12 protein-coding genes and 1 tRNA gene are annotated in these 18,447 nt (G+C 62.9%); 4 read left to right on the top strand and 9 right to left on the bottom strand.

Annotated features, from left to right (window positions below):
• Window positions 1-2: 2 nt before the first annotated feature.
• Window positions 3-2,549, bottom strand: coding sequence for a response regulator (locus OES25_10460; protein MDH3628063.1), 2,547 nt, complete (start codon window positions 2,547-2,549; stop codon window positions 3-5).
• A gap of 136 nt (window positions 2,550-2,685) precedes the next feature.
• Between OES25_10460 and OES25_10455 the strand changes: the two genes are divergently transcribed.
• A tRNA-Glu gene (locus OES25_10455) sits at window positions 2,686-2,760 on the top strand.
• Between the two features lie 11 nt (window positions 2,761-2,771).
• Here OES25_10455 and OES25_10450 read toward each other — a convergent pair.
• Window positions 2,772-3,137 carry a hypothetical protein gene (locus OES25_10450; protein ID MDH3628062.1) on the bottom strand — a complete coding sequence of 122 codons (366 nt, stop codon included), beginning with the start codon at window positions 3,135-3,137 and terminating at the stop codon, window positions 2,772-2,774.
• 49 nt (window positions 3,138-3,186) lie between these two features.
• The gene (locus tag OES25_10445) at window positions 3,187-4,548 is read right to left on the bottom strand and encodes a phosphomannomutase (protein MDH3628061.1); all 1,362 of its coding nucleotides are present in this window, start codon (window positions 4,546-4,548) and stop codon (window positions 3,187-3,189) included.
• Between the two features lie 123 nt (window positions 4,549-4,671).
• Between OES25_10445 and OES25_10440 the strand changes: the two genes are divergently transcribed.
• On the top strand, window positions 4,672-6,066 hold the full coding sequence (locus OES25_10440; protein MDH3628060.1) for a class II fumarate hydratase: 1,395 nt from the start codon (window positions 4,672-4,674) through the stop codon (window positions 6,064-6,066).
• Window positions 6,067-6,070: 4 nt separating this feature from the next.
• Here OES25_10440 and OES25_10435 read toward each other — a convergent pair whose 3' ends face one another.
• The 3 genes from OES25_10435 to OES25_10425 are packed head-to-tail and all read right to left on the bottom strand — an operon-like array spanning window position 6,071 to window position 9,788.
• Complete coding sequence (locus OES25_10435) at window positions 6,071-7,843, bottom strand: SLC13 family permease (GenBank protein MDH3628059.1); 1,773 nt, start codon at window positions 7,841-7,843, stop codon at window positions 6,071-6,073.
• 52 nt (window positions 7,844-7,895) lie between these two features.
• Complete coding sequence (locus tag OES25_10430; GenBank protein MDH3628058.1) at window positions 7,896-9,473, bottom strand: FAD-binding oxidoreductase; 1,578 nt, start codon at window positions 9,471-9,473, stop codon at window positions 7,896-7,898.
• Between the two features lie 18 nt (window positions 9,474-9,491).
• Window positions 9,492-9,788: a hypothetical protein gene (locus OES25_10425; GenBank protein ID MDH3628057.1), complete on the bottom strand. Its 297-nt coding sequence runs from the start codon at window positions 9,786-9,788 to the stop codon at window positions 9,492-9,494.
• A gap of 120 nt (window positions 9,789-9,908) precedes the next feature.
• Here OES25_10425 and OES25_10420 point away from each other — a divergent pair, with 120 nt between their 5' ends.
• Entirely contained in the window at window positions 9,909-10,820 is a 912-nt protein-coding gene (locus OES25_10420; protein MDH3628056.1) for a cation diffusion facilitator family transporter, read from the top strand.
• Here the strand turns inward: OES25_10420 and OES25_10415 are convergent.
• Both OES25_10415 and OES25_10410 read right to left on the bottom strand, forming a co-directional pair.
• Complete coding sequence (locus OES25_10415) at window positions 10,804-12,318, bottom strand: aldehyde dehydrogenase family protein (GenBank protein MDH3628055.1); 1,515 nt, start codon at window positions 12,316-12,318, stop codon at window positions 10,804-10,806. The genes OES25_10420 and OES25_10415 overlap by 17 nt on opposite strands.
• Before the next feature lie 66 nt (window positions 12,319-12,384).
• Complete coding sequence (locus tag OES25_10410) at window positions 12,385-13,497, bottom strand: FAD:protein FMN transferase (protein MDH3628054.1); 1,113 nt, start codon at window positions 13,495-13,497, stop codon at window positions 12,385-12,387.
• 92 nt (window positions 13,498-13,589) lie between these two features.
• On the opposite strand from OES25_10410, the gene OES25_10405 reads away from it, so the two are divergent.
• Window positions 13,590-17,144: a multifunctional oxoglutarate decarboxylase/oxoglutarate dehydrogenase thiamine pyrophosphate-binding subunit/dihydrolipoyllysine-residue succinyltransferase subunit gene (locus tag OES25_10405; GenBank protein ID MDH3628053.1), complete on the top strand. Its 3,555-nt coding sequence runs from the start codon at window positions 13,590-13,592 to the stop codon at window positions 17,142-17,144.
• Here OES25_10405 and OES25_10400 read toward each other — a convergent pair.
• Window positions 17,121-18,447: S1 RNA-binding domain-containing protein (locus OES25_10400; GenBank protein MDH3628052.1), on the bottom strand; the 1,327-nt coding region annotated here is incomplete at its 5' end. The genes OES25_10405 and OES25_10400 overlap by 24 nt on opposite strands.

Here is an 18,447-nt window from a genome sequence, read left to right as displayed (position 1 = left end):
TTCTACACTGCCGCGACCACCTGTCCGAGCACGCGACGTACGGTCTCCGCCTCGAGGGGCTTGTGGAGGATGCCGTTCGGCAGTCCCTCCAGGAACGCCGTCGTCTCGTCCCTGGCGAGGTCGCCGGTAGCGAAGACGAATCGGCGGATCAGCTGGGGGTACTCCTCGCCGACACGCTCGTAGAGTTCCTTCCCGCTCATTCCGGGCATCCGAAGATCGGCGACGATGAGATCGTACTTGTCTTCTTTGTCCTGGATGTGACTCCAGGCCTCCTCACCGTCACGAGCAGAGGTCACCTGGGCGCCATCCTCCTCGAGCATCCGCGAGAACACTTCGCGAACATCCTCGTCGTCTTCGGCCAGAAGAACATGCACACCGGCCAGTGACTTTTCGGAGGCCATGGGAGATGTGCCTTCCTCGGATTCGTCGGTCGCCGTGGCGGCAACGATCGGCAGATAGACGACGAAACGGCTTCCAGAACGTCCCTCCCACTCCAGATCGATGCGTCCACCATGTTCCTGAACGATCCCAAATGAGACAGATAGACCAAGACCGGTGCCTTGCCCGACGTCTTTCGTCGTAAAGAACGGGTCGAAGATCCGGTCTCGGACAGCGTCGGGAACGCCGTAGCCGTTGTCATCGATAGCGACGAAGATCTCGTCGCCGACAACGCCCGTCTCGATGACGATCCTCCCACCATCCTGCTTGATCCCAGCAACGGCGTGTTCGGCGTTGTTGATCATGTTCAGCACGACCTGCTCAAGCTGGTGGAAGTCGAAACGAGTTCGAGGAATCGAACGATCGAGCTCAAGTTTGAAATTGATCTGGGAAGAACGCAGGTGATACGACTTGATCTCGATCACCTTCTCTACGCATTCGTTGAGATCGCCGTTCTGTTTTTCGGCGTTGTGCTGTCGAGAGAATGACAACAGGTTCTGCACGATCTTCTTGCAACGTTCGGCCGAATCCACCATTCGCTCGAGATCCTGACGCTGGTCGGAGTCGGCACTGGCGTTGTGCGCGAAGCGACCATAACCGATGACACTCGTCAGTGGATTGTTCAGTTCGTGTGCAACACCCGCGACCACCTCGCCCAGAGACGAGAGTCGCTCGGACTGAACCAGGCTGTTCTCGACCCGTCGAAGCCGTGTCACATCGCGTCCGATCCAGACGGTGCCCACCGGCTCTCCGGCTGCATCCGTCAGGGCCGCGCTGACCAGGCTGAGTTGGACCGTTTCACCATCGGGTCGTTTCAGGGTGACGTCCCGGGGAGCGCCCTCGCTCTCGGAGTTCGAGCTTTCGAAGAGGTTCGCCTCGCCGCCGAAGACATCGGCGAGCGGGCGGAACAGGACCGCCTCGACGACCTTGCCGGTCAGTCTCTCGGCGCCACGATTGAACTCGGTGACACGCCCCACTTCATCGGCGGCGACGATCATATCCGGCGTGCCATCGAGAACACGTCGGAGTTTCTCGCTGGTATCTGCGTGTCGTTGGCCCTGTTCCTTGACCTCCTCGAACAGCAAGGCGTTCTTCAGGGCGTTCGCCGAGGCGCCGGCTGCGACGCGACAAAAGTGCAGCTCTTCCTGGGTGAACGGGCGCTCGCCGCGACCACGGAGAAACAGCGTTCCCAGGATCTCTCGGCCGAATACGAGCGGGAGCACCAGCAGCGAGCGGTAACCCTTGGCCAGGAGTACGTCACGAACGGACTCGACCAGAGGATGGGTCTCGACATCGTCCACGACGACCGGCTCTCGGGTCTCCAACGCGTGCAGAATCTCCGGATAGTTCTGGAGGTCCAGCTCCAACATGTCGACGTCGGGATGCCCTTTCGAGGCTACAACGGAGGCCTTGCGCAGTTTCTCGTCGGTCACCAGGATGGAGCAACTGTCCGTCTGAACAAGATCACCCACTTGCTTGACGATCTGACGCATCACCTGAGATGCATCGAGGCTACTGCCGATCGCGTCGTGAATTCGCAGCAAGGCCCACAACTCGTCGGTTTCGTGTCGTGCGGAACGAATCGCCTGCTCGTGACCCGTCATGCACGCGGCGATCGACGAGAATCCAACTGCCGCCATCGCCAGCCCGGGGATGAAAAGGAGGTCGACCAGAGGCCAACCCGGAGTGGTTAGTCCCGCCATACTCGCGATCGCCAGGAGCGCCATGAGGATGGCCGCGGACACGAGGATCGTACGTGTACTCTCGGCAAGAAGGACCGCCGCGGCGACCACGATGAAAAACCCGGCGATTGCCGCGGGCGGCACCCCAGGCACACCGAAGAGGATCAATCCGATCAGCGTGGCGTCGGCGAACGTGAGCCAGCCGGCGCTCAGCCAGAGGTCGAGTCGTCTGGGTGCGAAGCTGTGGACCGCAAAGGTGGCCACGACCAGGGGGAGACCCAGCATCAGCATCTGGCGCAAGTCCTGGGCACGGAACACGACCAGGCAGAGCGCCGCCACTAGCATGGGAAGACGCCAGTGCAGCACCCGCCGGAGCGCCGACGGATTGGCGGCACTGGGGTGCGTGCGATTTGCCTTGCGACGAGACACGGTTCGCCCCCGTAACCCTGAAATTCTGTACCTTGGCGAATATAGATCCCAGGTCGTAAGGGGCAAGCGGGGGCCAGGTGGGTCTCTTGACAGCCCCTTCCGCGCTCCTATAATCGTCTCGATTAGGGAACTTTGTGGCGCTATCGTCTAGGGGTTAGGACGGGTGGTTCTCAGCCATCAAACCGGGGTTCGATTCCCCGTAGCGCTACCAACTTCGCCCGGTTAGGCAGGCGGCATCGACTCGGACTGGCTCAGTTCGACCTGTTCGCCCACGATCTCGCAGGCCCAGATCTCCAACTTATCGGGCAGTCGCGTATCCGGACAGAGTCGCTGCAGGATGCTGATGACGTTCCGGCGAACATCCTCTACCCGATCGGTGGTCAGGCGATCCATGACGATCTTACCCACGTAGGAATCTTCACCGTGGAGACAAATCGTCAGGAAATCCGAGGTCTCACGGGAAACGTACTTCTGATCCGATCCCTCGAGCGAGTCAAGATGTCGACGCAGGGAGGTGTCCATCTTGAAACCGATAAATAACGAGATGCTGCCGTTCAAATCCACGAGCGCCTCTTCCCGTTCCCACATCGCGGGCCGTCCGTTTCAACGGTAGCACGGATCGTGCCGACTTTGACGCCTAGACGATCCGCGACAGCAACTCCTCGGTCCGCGCCTCCATCAACGCACGGTCACCGCGAGTCTCGACATTCAGACGGATGAGCGGTTCGGTGTTGGACTTCCTCAAGTTGAAGCGCCAGGACTCGAAGTCGATTCCAACGCCGTCCGTCTCGTCGATCTTCAAGGCATCGGGGCCGTATTCGTCCTTGATCCGCTCGATGACCACATCGGCATCGTCCACCCGGCGATTGATCTCTCCGCTGGCAGGGAAGCGCTCCATTCGATCGGACACCAGAGCACTCAATGGTTTGCCTCGACTCGCGACCAGAGCCGCGACCAGCATCCACGGCACCATCCCGCTGTCGCAGTAGGAAAATTCGCGAAAGAAGTGATGGGCCGACATCTCGCCACCGTAGACGGCATCCTCGCGACGCATCACATCCTTGACGAATGCGTGACCACTCTTGCTCTGGACGGCGATCCCTCCGGCCGCCTCGACGGTCTCGAGGGTGTTCCAGGTCAGGCGCGGGTCGTGAACGATCTTCCCGCCGGGGTTCCTGGAGAGGATGCTCTCCGCCAGTAGTCCGACGATGTAGTACCCCTCGATGAATCCACCTGTCTCATCAAACAGGAAGCAGCGATCGAAATCCCCATCCCAGGCAACTCCCATCGTGGCGCCGGATTGCAAGACGGCATCACGGGTCACCTGCCGGTTGTCCGGAAGCAGCGGGTTCGGGACGCCGTTGGGAAACTTGCCATCGGGCTCGTGATGGACGCGCTCGAACGTGAACGGTAGATGGGGATCCAGTGCGTCGATCACCCTACCTGCACCGCCATTACCCGGATTGGTTACGATCTTCATCGGCGGGAGTGCGGCGACATCGATATAGGTCAACAGGTGCTGAATGTAGTCCTGCATGACGTTCAGCGGCTCACGTCCGCCTCCACCCGGTGCCGGCCCAAACGAGTCAGCGATGACCTCCTGCTCGATCTCGCCCAACCCGCTGACACTGCTGAGGGGACGGGCGAGCTCACGAACGGGCTTGAGACCGTTGTATTCCGCAGGGTTATGACTGGCGGTCACCATGATCCCTCCGTCGAGTTCGTGGTGGAACGTGGCGAAATAGACATGTTCGGTTCCGCAGAGACCGAGCTCGACGACATCGACTCCCTCGTCGTTCAGGCCGCGGGCGACCGCGTCCGCAATCTCCGGACTCGAAAGTCGGATGTCGTAGCCGACGACGACACGGGACGGCTTGAGCCACTGCGCGTACGCACGAGCGATCTTCGTGACCCGGTCGATGTCCAGTTCGTCTGGAACCTTGCCTCGGATGTCGTATGCCTTGAAACACGCGAGGTGTTGCTCTGGGTTGACTGCCATCGGACGCTCCCGTTACGTGGTGCGGACTTTGTAACCGCTTGGATCCTAGCAGAACCGACGGGCCGGTCGCGGCTGCCCAGTCGTTGCGATACCCTGCCCGGTGGATGAACGCAGGAGACGCGGATGAGTGGTACTCGGACAAGGACGGAACGAGATTCCATGGGCGAGATGGAAGTCCCAGTCGACGCCTACTACGGCGCGTCGACCCAGCGGGCGGTTCTTAACTTTCCCATCAGTGGGCGACGGCTGAGCCGACGAATGATCCAGGCGCTCGGCCTGATCAAGTGGGCGGCGGCCGACACCAACTCCGAACTGGGGCGACTGGACGGCAAGCTCGCCGCCGCGATTGGCGAGGCTGCGCTCGAGGTCGCCGACGGCAAGCTGGACGACGAGTTCGTCGTCGACATCTTCCAGACCGGCTCCGGCACGTCCTCCAACATGAACGCCAACGAAGTCATCGCCAATCGCGCCGCGGAACTTCTGGGAGGCACACGGGGCTCTCGCGACCTGGTCCATCCCAACGATCACGTGAACATGGGTCAGTCGAGCAACGACGTCATCCCGACGATGCTGCACCTGTCTGCGATGCTTGCCATCGAAGAGGTTCTACGTCCCGGGCTGGAGACGCTCCAGCAAACTCTGGACGCCAAGTCCACCGAGTTCTGGGACACGATCAAGACCGGTCGCACCCATCTCCAGGACGCGACGCCGATCCGCATGGGGCAAGTTTTCCGTGGTTTCGCCGGTCAGGTCGAGAGGGGCCTCCGTCGCACGCAGTTGGCGACCGAGGAACTCAGCGAAGTCGCCCAGGGGGGAACGGCGGTCGGAACCGGTCTCAACACTCACCCGGAATTCTCCAAACGACTCTGCGCTCAGATCGCGACCCGTACGGGACTGCCGGTACGTGAGACAGAGAACCACTTCCAGGCGCAGCAGACGCTGGACGCCGCGCTGACCGCCTCGGGAAATCTCCGGACCGTCGCGGTCAGCCTCCACAAAATCGCCAACGACATCCGGCTGCTGGCCTCGGGACCGCGGACGGGGCTCGGCGAACTTCGGATGACCGAGGTCCAACCGGGAAGCTCGATCATGCCCGGCAAGGTCAACCCCGTGATCGCCGAGTCACTGATTCAGGTAACCGCCCAGGTGATCGCCAATGACCAGGCGTTGGTGCAGGCGGCCCAGGGTAGCTACTTCGAACTGAATACGATGCAGCCGTTTGCCGCCGACAATCTCATCCAATCGATCGAATGGCTCGGTGCCGCCGCACTGAATTTCTCCGAGCGATGTGTCGCAGGTCTCGAGTGCACCAACGTGGGACCAGAGATGGTCGAGCGGGGTCTGGCGATTGTCACCCGACTGGTTCCGGTCATCGGTTACGACCTCTCGGCGAAGATTGCGCACGTCGCGGCGGATAGTGGGCGCACGGTGCGTGAGGTAGCCGAGGAGCTAACGGACCTGACGCCCGAACAGCTGGACGAAGGGCTGGACCCGTTCGCCATGACCCATCCTGAGTGATCCGTTAGAACGGGAAGAACAGCGGCACCAGCGCGACGGTGAGGATTAGATGGAGGGCCGCCAACGGTCCGCCGACCCGAACGAAGTCCCGGAAACGATAGCCGCCCGGTCCATAGACCAATAGATTCGTCTGATAGCCGATCGGCGTGTAGAACGCCGCCGACGCGGCAAACGTCAGGGCGACCAGGAAGGGACGAGGGTCGACCTCGAGACCATCGGCGCAGGCGATGGCCAGCGGAGCCAGCAGTGCGGCCGTCGCCACATTGGACATCACGCCCGTCAACAACATCGCCATCAGCGCAAACGCCCCCAACGCCGCTTGCGGTCCCCACTGACCGGTCACCGTCACGATCCACTGCGCGGCGGTAGCGGCGACTCCTGTATGTTCGAGCGCCATCCCCAACGGCAGCAATCCCGCCAACAGAAAGACGATTCTCCAATCGACAACGGAATAGATCTTCGCGACCGGCAAGCAGCCGAGTAGAACCATGGCAACGGCACCGACGACCGCCACATCGGCGATCGGGTAGAGGCCGAACGCCGCCACGCCAACCACCGCCACCACGATCAGGGTCGCGGTCCACGCCGCGACGGGCTTGACGATCGAGACGTCCAGCTCCTCCAGAACGACGAAGCTGGGCTCCGCACGAAGCCGTTCCAGGTTGCGACTCTGCGCCACCACCAGCAACTCGTCGCCGATGCGCAGACGAACGTGTCCGATCTTCTCGCGAATCTCTTCGCCGTGACGACGGATCGCCAGGGTCGTCGCACCGTAGCGGTTGCGGAAGTTGATGCTCTTGAGGCTGCGGCCTTCGAGCTCAGAGTTGGGAGTGACGACGACCTCGATCAGGGCCGAATCCCCGGAGCGAAGATCCGCCTCGCCCGGTCGTCTCCCCTGTCGAACCGCCAGACCGGCGGTATCGCGCAGCTTGACCAACGCGTTGGCCGAGGCCTTGACCAGGAGGATGTCGTCCTCGCGCAGGGCACCGATCCCCGCCGAGATCGAGAACAGCTTCTTGTCTCGGACCTGCCCCAGCACCTCCAGATCGAACCGCTCACCGATGCTGGCCTCGTGGAGCGTCTTGCCGACCAGGGGGGACCCGGCCAACACGATGACCTCACTGAGGTAGAGATTGAGCTGGAACCCCTGGGTCAAGCTGTCGGCCTGGACCCTCTCCGGGGTCAATCGCTGACCGATGGTGACCAGATAGACCACACCGACCAGCAGGAGTACGAGGCCCAGCTTGCTGAACTCGAACATGGCGAACGGCGTCTGACCGTGCTGTTCGGCGATCGAACTGACGATCAGGTTGGTGGAGGTGCCGATGAGTGTGCACGTACCACCCAGCATCGCCAGGAACGATAGGGCAAGCATGAAGCGACTGGGGCTGGTGCGTCGTTCATGGCAGGCACGCAACATGATCGGAAGGAAGACCGAGACCGCCGCAGTGTTGTTGATGAATGCCGAGATCGGAGCGACGATCATCGCCGTCACCCCCAGCATGGCCCCGTTGCTGCGTGGCCCGTGACGGATGAAGCGATCGGCGAGGACCTGAACGACACCGCTCGCCTGCAAGCCGGCGCTAAGAATGAACATGCTGGCCACGGTGATCGTCGCAGGACTTGCGAATCCGGCCCACGCTTCACCGGGCTCCAACACCCGCAGGAGTATCAGGCTGGCCAGGACCAGCAACGCGACGACATCCGCGCGCCACTTCTCCATCGCCAGTAACACGGTGGCCACGACGACGATCGTACATACAGCGATCGCTTCCACGTACTCTCCCCGATAGGTTCGCTATCATAACAACAGGCGTCGTACGTGCCGGTCAATCGTTGTTCGGCGGCAACAACACTCCCGGCGCGATTCGCAGCGTCGGATCGAGAACCCGCTTGATCTCCCACATTCGGTCGATCGCCTCGGGTCCGACGAATCGTCGGAGCAACTCCTGCTTCAAGACGTTACGGCCAACGCCGTGCTCTGCCAATGGCGCGCCACCGAGACGCTGCGCCAGGCTCGCTATCTCGAGTTGGAAGTCTGCCCCCCGCTTCATCTCGTCGGCAGATTGAGCGATCACGTTGGGATGGAGATTACCGTCAGACACGTGCCCCCAGATCGCGCCGACGACCTCATGACGCGCCAGCGCCTCGCGACATCCGACCATGAATTCGTTCAGACGTTCGAACGGAACGATCGTGTCACCACCGAGTTTTTGCACTTCAGGCACTTCCAGGCGAGTCCTTCGTACCCGCTCGAAGACAGCGTGTGGGACAGATTCGCGGAGGGCCACCAGCTCCTCAAATCGGCCGGGGTCCGCATCGGTCGCAAGGTAGACGTTGTCGAGGTCACCGTAGCGAACGAGAAGCTGGAGGAACTGCCCGACGTCGGTCCCGTCGGTAAGAAGATCCATCAACTCCGTATCGGTCCACGACCGATCCGTCTCTGCCACCACGTAGATTGCGGCACCGGTCTCAGCGGGAAGCTCGATGCGCAACTTTCGGTCGATGCCGTCCTCCCGCAGCAACCGCAGGCAATCGCGATCGATGAATTCGACGCTGCGAATCGAGAGCGCGGCCGTCACCGGAAGACAACGGAGTTCACCCGTCGCGGCGAGGGCCGTCCGATCGTCGGCCAGGAAAACCCAGCCGCCGATTCGGCCCGCAGGCAGCCGCTGGAGACGTAGCGTCGCCTCGGTGATCAATCCCAGCGTGCCTTCGGCGCCGACGAAGAGATCGACCAGGTCCAGCTGCGGCGCGCTGTGATAGCCGGCGGTGATCTTCTTGAGGGACGGCAGACGATGCTCCGGTCGCGGAAGGCGAACCGTGCCCTCCCAGGGGAAGGACTCTCCGGTGGACGCGACGAACTGTCCTCGCTCGACCTCCAGTCGACGCCCATCGGCCGTGACGACGTGCAGTCCCAGGACCCAATCGCGGGTGACCCCGTAGCGGAACGACGCAGGACCTCCGGCGTTGGTCGAAACCACCCCGCCGACCATCGCCTCGAGATAGGTGGGGGTCGGGGGGTACTGCCAACCACGGGCCGCGAGGGTCCGCTGCAGATCACGGAGACGCACACCGGGGCCGACACGAACGGTCGCCTCGTCGCCGTTCTCGTTAATCGGGCCGATCGAGTTCATCCGCTCGATGGAGACGATGGCCTCGCCGTGCGGGATCGCCCCACCGGTCAGGGAGGTTCTTGCCGCCTGGAACAGGACCGGGTGTCCCTCACGATGCAGAGCCGCAAGACAAAGGGACGCCTGTCGTTCGTCCTCGGGGAGATACAGGCGCTCACACGATCCCGGTGGGGCCGCCGACGCGTCCTCGAGACGGTCGACGATGCGATCGTGCTGACGGATCGCCTCGCAGGAGACGCCACGGGCCACGGGCTCTAGTTTGACGGGGCGCATCTCGCCCAGTCTAACGTGCTACGCAGCCGCCGCTCGACGAGGCCGCATCAGCCGGAAGATGAGGTACGCGGCCGCGGCCAGGAGAAGCAGCGGGACGAGGGGCACGGCGACCACGAGCGCCACCAGCACGACGATGGAGAACAGGACCGTGGCCAGACCGCTGGCGAGGGAGCCAACGCCGCTCAGCAGCGCACCGAGCAGCCGAAACGGTAGAACGACCAGGAAGATGAGCAGTTTGAAGAAGCCCACAACCAGCATCCCGGCCATGACGAGCCCGGCGGTCAGCAATAACAGACCCAGCGCGAGAATTTCCATCGATTCGCCCCATCGCCCCGTTCGGGGGCCGTCATTACTAGGAACGGATGGAAGGCCGCTCAGGTTTCAGAAAATCTTTCGGACCGGGTTTTGGGATACTCTGCCCCGCCAGGAGCGCCCGTGAGCCACGATCATCATCATTCACACGCCCAGACGTCCTCGTCCCGCCGGATCGGCGTCGTCCTCGCGCTCACCGCCGGCTACGCCGCCGCCGAGCTGATCGGCGGCCTGCTCTCGAACTCCCTGGCGCTGTTGGCCGACGCCGGCCACATGCTGACCGATATCTTCGCTCTCAGCGTCGCCCTGTTCGCGACCATCACGGGCCGACGACCGGCCGACCGACGCAACACCTTCGGCTACAAACGGGTCGAAATTCTCGGTGCCCTGTTCAACGGGACGGCGCTCCTCGTCATCGCGGTGCTGATCGCGATCGAGGCCTGGACGCGTTGGGACAATCCACCGGAGATCGATGTGCCGATGATGGCCACCGTCGCGTTCGGGGGTCTGATCGTCAACCTTGTGGCAGCCTACCTGCTTCACTCCGACCGCCAGCAATTGAATATCCGTGCCGCCTACTACCATGTGTTGGGCGATCTACTGGGCAGTGTCGGCGCGCTCGTCGCCGCCGGTGCCATCGGCTTATTCGGTTGGCGCTGGGCGGACCCCGCCGCCAGCGTGATCATCTCGCTGATCATATTGGTGGGGGCCATTCGCCTCCTCATGGCATCGGTTCACGTCCTACTCGAGGGCGTACCCAAACACCTCGACATCGACGAGGTGGGGCGTGCGTTGATGGACGTGCCCGATGTCTGCCAGGTCCACGAAATGCATCTCTGGAGTCTTCGCGGAACCGAGCCCCTACTCTCGGCTCATCTGGTGGTCGAGACTGCCGACTGCAACGATCGCGTCCTGCGTGAGGCAACGGTCATTCTTCGCGATCGCTTCGGCATCGATCACACGACGCTTCAGATCGAACCGGCGGACTTCAACATCGACGGAGACGTTCTGCAGTCGATCAGAGATCGAACTTGACGCCCTGGGCCAGCGGCATCTCGCCGCCCCAGTTGATCGTGTTCGTCTGCCGACGCATGTAGAACTTCCACGCATCGGATCCTGATTCGCGCCCACCGCCCGTCTCCTTCTCGCCGCCGAACGCACCGCCGATCTCCGCGCCGGACGTACCGACGTTTACATTGGCGATTCCGCAGTCGCTTCCGCGGTGGGAGAGGAAGATCTCGCCTGAGGACAGGCTGTCGGTGAAGATCGCAGAAGAGAGCCCCTGCGGGACGTCGTTCTGAAGGCGGATCGCCTCGTCGAGCGTGTCGAATTCGAAGATGTAGAGCACCGGGGCGAACGTCTCGGTCTGAACGATCGGCATCGAGTGGCTGGCCTTGACCAGGGTCGGTGCGACGTAATGTCCCGGGCGATCGGCACGTCCACCGCCGCAGAGGATCTCTCCACCCTGCTCCTTGATCGTGTCGATGGCTGCGAGCATCTGGGTCACGGCATCGTCATCGATCAGGGGACCCATCAGCGTACCTTCGTCCAGCGGGTCTCCAATGCGGACCTGGCCGTAGGCCGCGACGAGTTTTCGGGTGAACGATTCGGCTATCCCCTTCTGCAGGAAGAGACGCCGCGTGGACGTGCATCGCTGTCCCGCGGTTCCGACCGCCCCGAACAGGACGGCCCGCAGTGCCAGTTCCTGGTCTGCGTCGTCCATGACGATCAACGCGTTGTTTCCACCGAGCTCAAGCAGAGATCGACCCAGGCGCTCGCCGACAACGGTCGAGACGCGCTTGCCCATCCGCGACGAACCGGTGGCGGAAATGAGCGGACAGCGGTGATCCGCGATCAGCGCCTCCCCCACTTCCTGGTCGGAACCGATCACGAGATTGAAGAGCCCTTCCAGGTCGTTACGTTTCATGACCCGGTCACAGATCTTCTGCACGGCGACGGCGGTGAGCGGCGTCTTCAGCGAGGGCTTCCAGATCATCGTGTTGCCACACACCGCTGCGAGCGCGGCGTTCCAGGCCCAGACGGCGACGGGGAAATTGAAAGCGCTGATGATGCCGATGGTTCCCAGGGGGTGCCATTGCTCGTACATCCGATGGGTGGCACGTTCGGAGTGCATCGTCAATCCGTAGAGCTGGCGCGAAAGACCGACGGCGAAGTCGCAGATGTCAATCATCTCCTGAACCTCGCCGAGACCCTCCGAGAGGATCTTCCCCATCTCGAGCGAGACGAGTCGTCCCAACGGGTCCTTGGAGGCGCGCAATTCATCGCCCAACTGTCGGACGATCTCACCGCGTTGGGGTGCAGGCAACATTCGCCAGCTCTCGAAGCGCTGGTGGGCCGCCAGTTGAACCTGTTCGTACTGCTGTCGATTCGCAAGACTCACCGCGGCGATCGGCTCTCCGTCGCCGGGACAGATCGACTGCACCTTTTCACCACTCGTAGCGATCCACTGACCGGTCGCAGCGCCGTGGCTGACGGCATCAATACCAAGTTCCCTGAGCAGTTCCTGCTTCATGCCCGTACTCCAAAAAACATGTAGTGGGGTTGATTTAACCGCGAGAAACGCAGTCTATCAGACGCCTTAGCGGACGTCAGGCAGGACGGCGATGGACTGCGGGGGAAGAATGTAACGGATTCGATCCCCCACGGCTGCGGCGAGCTTCTCGTGCGGCTCGATTCGTCCACGCAACGACGCCGACGCCAGGAGCGTTGGCCCCTCGTCGGTCCTCAGGTACAGGACGGCCTCGACACGACGCGAGCGTTCGAGGAGTGCCGCCGCGGGTCGGTACCCCCCCACGTAGAAGGCATCGGCGATGGCGTCGGCCTCGGCGGCCGAGTCCGCCAGGGCGACCGCAGCCAGGATCTGCGTCACGGCAGGCAGTCCCGTCCGACCGTCCAACCGCTCGTAGAGATACCGGTCGTCAATCGCCGTGCTATCAGCGGGGCTACCGGTGACGCTGATCGCGCGCTCGGAAGTCCGGAGCGTCATGAGCGTACTCCCCCGATCCGAGGGGTCGAGGATCGGCACGGGCCAGTCCTCCTGGTCCGGAGGCGGCACCCAGGCATAGGTCGTCGAACCGAACCGCAGAAGCCCGCCGTGCACACCGGAGGTCGCCAGCGCACGCGCCGCGAGGTCCAGGGCGAACCCTCGACGGACTCCGGCGAGGTCGAGATAGGCCTCGAGGTTATCGAGTCGGATGGCCTTGGCTTCGTGTGCCACCGTCATCCGGCGCCAGCCGATGACGTCCAGACGAGAGTCGATCTCTGCCCGCCCCGGGATTCGACCGCGTTCGACGGCGAACCGATAGGCGTCGTGCAGCGGGCCGAGCGTCGGGTCGGAGGCTCCGCGGCTGGCCTTGGCCCAGTCGTAGGCCAAGAGGATGCAGCGATAAAGATCGGGATCGTCGATGGTGTGGAATCCACTGCGCGCGCCGCGGTTGATCTCGGCTAGATCACTAGGACTTGCGGTGGCCGTCATCTTGCTAAAACGGGTCACCCGATCGAGCATCTCCTCGAACAGGGCATCACCGACCTCGGGGGAGTAGACCCAGGCCTGAACGGAGAACTCGGCCCCGTCAACCGTCGCGCTCCGCTCGATGGGAACGGATCCCCCGCAGGCCACCGACAGTAGCGCCAGACCCACGCACAGCGAGAGCGCGGTCCTGCGATGCGTTGACTGCCTCGCCGTAAACACCCGACACCACCTCCGACTCCGATTCTACCGGAACCCCGTGGGCCCGGGTTGGCAATTGCCGCAGCCCCTCCGGGACACTACGATAGGCCTCGATGAGTCGATTCGGACACAACCGCGGGTACATCGACGAGTTGTACAACGCCTACCGCGAGAACCCCGCGTCCGTCAGCGAGGCGTGGCAGGAGTTCTTTCGCGATTATCGAGACGACACGGTCGCCCCGCCGAGTGCGCCGATGTCCGCCGCCGCGGTCCCACCGCCGCCGACACCGACACCGACGGAAACCGACGCCAAACCGATCCGCGGCATTGCCGCACGCATCGTCTCGAACATGGAAGCCAGCCTCGCGGTCCCCACGGCGACATCCAGCCGCGACATCGCCGTCAAGCTTCTCGAGGAGAATCGACGCATCCTGAACCAGCACCAGTCAACCGTCATGGGTGCAAGACTGTCGTTCACGCATTTGATCGGCTGGGCGATCGTCCGCGCGTTGGTCACACACCCTCAGATGAACGCGCACTTCGTCGACGTCGATGGAAAGCCACATCTTGTCGACGACCCCGAGGTAAAGCTCGGACTCGCGATCGACGTCGAGCGCAAGGGCGAACGCGTGCTGCTCGTTCCCGGAATCCCGTCGGCGCAAACGCTGAACTTCCCCGAATTCGTGGCGGCGTACAACGACCTCGTCGTGCGTGCTCGTGACAACCAGCTGCAGGTCGACGAGTTTGCCGGGACGACCGTCACGCTGACCAATCCCGGCATGATCGGCACAAGCATGTCGGTTCCGCGCTTGATGCAGGGACAGGGAACGATCATCGGGGTCGGTCGCATCGGCTACCCCCCCGTTTACTCCGGGATGAGCCCACGAATGATCGGGGACCTCGGTCTCTCGAAGACCATGACGATCACCAGCACCTACGACCATCGTGTGATCCAGGGTGCGGAGTCCGGCGGATTCCTCGCCACGGTCGATCGTCTTCTCCAGGGGGCGGAAGGGTTCTACAAGGACGTCTTCAGCGAACTTGGCGTCCCGCGTGAACCGATCGAATGGAGTGCGGATTCCGCCTCCGACGAGGTGAACACAACCGGCGGCCGGGACGATCTCGCCCGACAGGCCGGCGTCTCGCAACTGATCCGTGCGTTCAGGGTTCGGGGACATCTGTGGGCGGATCTCGATCCACTGGGTTACCAACCTCAGCCCAACAGCGAACTCGAGTTGGCCACCTACGGTCTTGGTGTCTGGGACCTCGATCGACAGTTCCTTGCCGGGACGTTGAACACCGATGGCCGACCGATGAAGCTGCGAGACATTCTCGAGACGCTTCAACGGACCTATTGTCGCCGAATCGGTGTCGAGTACATGCACATCGCCGATCCCGACCTACGTCACTGGCTGCAGCGTCGGCTCGAAGATGGGGCGAACGAGGTTCCTCTCCCACGAGAGACGAAGATCCGCATCATGAAGAAGCTCAACGCCGCCGAGGCGTTCGAGACGTTCCTGCACACGAACTACGTGGGGCAGAAACGCTTCTCGCTCGAGGGCGCGGAGACACTCATCCCGGTACTCGACACTCTGATGGCGGGAGCCGTCGGCGTCGGCGTCGAACAGGTTGTCGTGGGGATGGCCCATCGCGGACGCCTGAACGTTCTTGCCAACCTCGTCGGCAAATCCTACCGACAGGTGTTCAAGGAATTCGAGGGCACCGATCCGGATTCGGCCCTTGGCTCGGGCGACGTCAAGTATCACCTGGGGGCCTGCGGCAAGTTCGAGGAACCGGAAGTCGGGTCACTGGACATCGTCGTGTCGTCAAACCCCAGTCATCTGGAGGCGGTCAACCCGGTTGTCGAGGGAATGACCCGGGCGCGCCAGGATCGCATCGGCGACCAAGAGCGCAACCGTGTGCTGCCCGTCTTGATCCATGGCGACGCCGCGTTTTCCGGTCAGGGGGTCGTTGCCGAGACGCTTCACCTCTCGAAGCTCCGCGGCTATCGTACCGGCGGCACGATTCACATCGTGGTGAATAACCAGATTGGATTCACGACCGGCCCACAGGATCAGAAGTCGTCGCTCTACCCGACGGATGTCGCGAAGATGGTCGGCGCACCGATCTTTCACGTGAACGGCGACCATCCCGAACAGGCGGTTCGGGTCATTCGCCATGCCCTTGCCTTCCGGCATGAATTCCAGAGAGACGTCGTCGTCAACATGGTCTGTTACCGACGTTGGGGTCACAACGAGGGCGACGAGCCGTCCTATACCCACCCGCGTCTCTACGGCAAGATCAAGACACATCGCTCGGTGAGGAAACTCTACACCGAGATGCTCCTGCGGAGTGGCGACTTCGACCCCGAGACCACCGAGAAGGCGCTGGAGGATTTCCGCAAGCGTTTGCGCGAGGTGCACGACGAGGTCCTGGGATCCCCTGACGACGACTCACCCGTCGCCGACTGCCCTGTGGCAGAGGAACGGCGGGAGATCGCAGAGGTCGATCTTCGCGAAAGTCTCGAGAAGAGTCTCGACGCCCTGAGTCGGGTTCCGGCCGACTTCGATCTGCACCCCAAACTGGAACGCCAACTCCAGCAGCGACGACAGCGCTACGAGAACGGGACCATCGACTGGGGACAGGCCGAGTCGTTGGCCTTCGGCTCTCTGGTGCTGCAGGGGATCAACGTCCGCCTGAGTGGCGAGGACTGCGGTCGAGGGACGTTCAGCCAACGACACGCGATCCTCTACGACCACTCGACATCCAGGCCTTACTCGCCGCTGTCACACATCTCTCCGGATCAGGCGACGTTCCAGGTATTCGACAGCCTGTTGTCGGAATTCGCGGTCCTCGGATTCGAGTATGGCTACAGCGTCGATCGACCGAACGCCCTCGTGATGTGGGAGGCGCAGTTCGGCGACTTCGCCAACGGCGCCCAGGTCGTGATCGACCAGTTCGTTTCATCGGCCCATGACAAGTGGGGTCAGGAGAGCGCGGTGACGCTGCTCTTGCCCCACGGTTACGAGGGACAGGGGCCGGAACACTCCAGTGCGCGTCTGGAACGGTTTCTGCAGTTGGCGGCCGACCGGAATATTCGCGTCGCCTACCCCAGCACACCCGCCCAGTACTTCCATCTCCTGCGACGCCAGGCCCACGACACCGAACGCCGGCCGCTGGTGGTGATGACGCCCAAGAGCCTTCTCCGGCTCCCCGCGTGTGTCTCCACGGCCGACGATCTCGTCAGCGGAGAGTTCCAGCCGCTGCTGCGACCCGACGTCGATCCTGCCGGCGTCCATCGAGCGATTCTCTGCAGCGGAAAGGTCTACTACGACCTGACGTCCGATCCGGACCGACTGGACGGGATCGCCGTCGGCCGTCTCGAACAGTTCTTCCCCCTCGACATCGACGGCATTCGCGACTGGCTACTGAGTTTTCCTGCGGCGACGGACTGGATCTGGGTTCAGGAGGAACCGCGCAACATGGGTGCCTGGAGCTTCCTGCGGGAGGCGCTGGACACGGAGCTGGCAGACGCCGGTATCCGCTTGCGCTATGTGGGCCGCGCCGCCAGTGCCAGCACGGCGACCGGCTCCAACCGGCGACACACAAGAGAGCAAGAACGACTGGTGGACGACGCCCTCAAGCTAGCTGTCGAGCGCAGCCTTTAGCTTGTCCGCCAGAAGGGATCCGAACGAACCGTCGTCCGGCGAAGGCGGCGGCATCTCGACACGTTCCTGGGACCGCGGCTCGCGTCGTTCACGTCGTTTGGTACGGGGCTCGTGCTGAGGCGTTTCGGTCGAGACACCCTTGCGGGCGACGCGGATCCGTTTCCCATCATCGGCAATCTCGACAACCGTCACATCGATGGAATCCCCGCCGGTGAAGTTGCGGCTGAGGTCGGCGCCCCTTGCGGTCCCGGTCCACATCGACGGCATCAACGCCACGCGACCGGGTCCGAGCCAGACGAATACGCCAAAACGCTCGAGACGCTGCACCTTCCCGCTGATCTCCTGACCGACCTCGAGTTTCTCGTGGACCTGACCTTCGTCGGTTGCCAGTGTTACGGAGATTCGCCGACGACCGGGATCGACAGAGAGAACCCACCAGTCCTTCGCCTCTCCGACCGGGGCTTGGGTTTCCCAGGCCAGACGCGAGGGTGGGAATTCGCTGGCCGGTGCCAACGCCTCGACTCCGTCGGCCAGTTCGACGAACGCGCCGAAGTCGGCTACACGACGAACCGTACCGGAATGCCGAGTTCCTGCGGGAAACCGCTCGCCGACACTATCCCACGGGTCGGCCACAGCCTGACGCATACTGAGAGATATGCGTTTCCCCGACTCCTCGATCTTGAGGATCTTCACGGAGACGGTCTCCCCCACCTTGGTTGCATCTTCGACTCGCGAGACTCGCTGATGGCTGAGTTCGGACAGATGGATCAGCCCCTGCACACCGGCACCCAGATCAACGAACGCACCGAACGCGGCGATCGAGATCACACGACCCTGGACGATCTGACCGTCCAGTAGAGCGCCACGTACGGCCTTGGCCTCCTCGACTTGCTCCGCCTGAAGAATGGCCCTGCGGGAGACCACCACGTCGTCTCCCCCTCGACGCACCTGAGTAATGCGGAACGGGAGATCCTTACCGACGTACGACTCGGCATCGGTGATCGGTTGAAGGTCCATCTGCGATCGGGGGCAGAACCCGCGGGTCTTGCCGATCCGAATCTCGAAGCCACCCTTGATGACCTTCTCGACCTGACCTCGCATCGGACGAGAGGAGCGCAATGCGCGGTAGAGTGACGCCTGGGCCGCCGACACCTTCGGCTTGGCCGGAGCGGCCTTCTCGGCCGGGGCTTGCGCCTCAACCGGAGCATTCGCCTTGGCGGGGGGCTCCCCCTCGGCGACGACCTTCGGCTCAACCACCTTCGGTTCGACGACCGGTGCTTCCTGTGGAGTCGTTTCGGGGGTG

This window comes from Acidobacteriota bacterium, from assembly GCA_029861955.1.
GTDB lineage: Bacteria > Acidobacteriota > Polarisedimenticolia > Polarisedimenticolales > Polarisedimenticolaceae > JAOTYK01.
This window is presented reverse-complemented; position numbering and strand designations above follow the sequence as displayed.

Bases quoted from the DNA above. Each gene is read 5' to 3' on its own strand.
- OES25_10450 (MDH3628062.1), bottom strand. From the start codon at position 3,137: ATGTGGGAACGGGAAGAGGCGCTCGTGGATTTGAACGGCAGCATCTCG.
- OES25_10445 (MDH3628061.1), bottom strand. From the start codon at position 4,548: ATGGCAGTCAACCCAGAGCAACACCTCGCGTGTTTCAAGGCATACGAC.
- OES25_10440 (MDH3628060.1), top strand. From the start codon at position 4,672: ATGAGTGGTACTCGGACAAGGACGGAACGAGATTCCATGGGCGAGATG.
- OES25_10430 (MDH3628058.1), bottom strand. From the start codon at position 9,473: ATGCGCCCCGTCAAACTAGAGCCCGTGGCCCGTGGCGTCTCCTGCGAG.
- OES25_10425 (MDH3628057.1), bottom strand. From the start codon at position 9,788: ATGGAAATTCTCGCGCTGGGTCTGTTATTGCTGACCGCCGGGCTCGTC.
- OES25_10415 (MDH3628055.1), bottom strand. From the start codon at position 12,318: ATGAAGCAGGAACTGCTCAGGGAACTTGGTATTGATGCCGTCAGCCAC.
- OES25_10405 (MDH3628053.1), top strand. From the start codon at position 13,590: ATGAGTCGATTCGGACACAACCGCGGGTACATCGACGAGTTGTACAAC.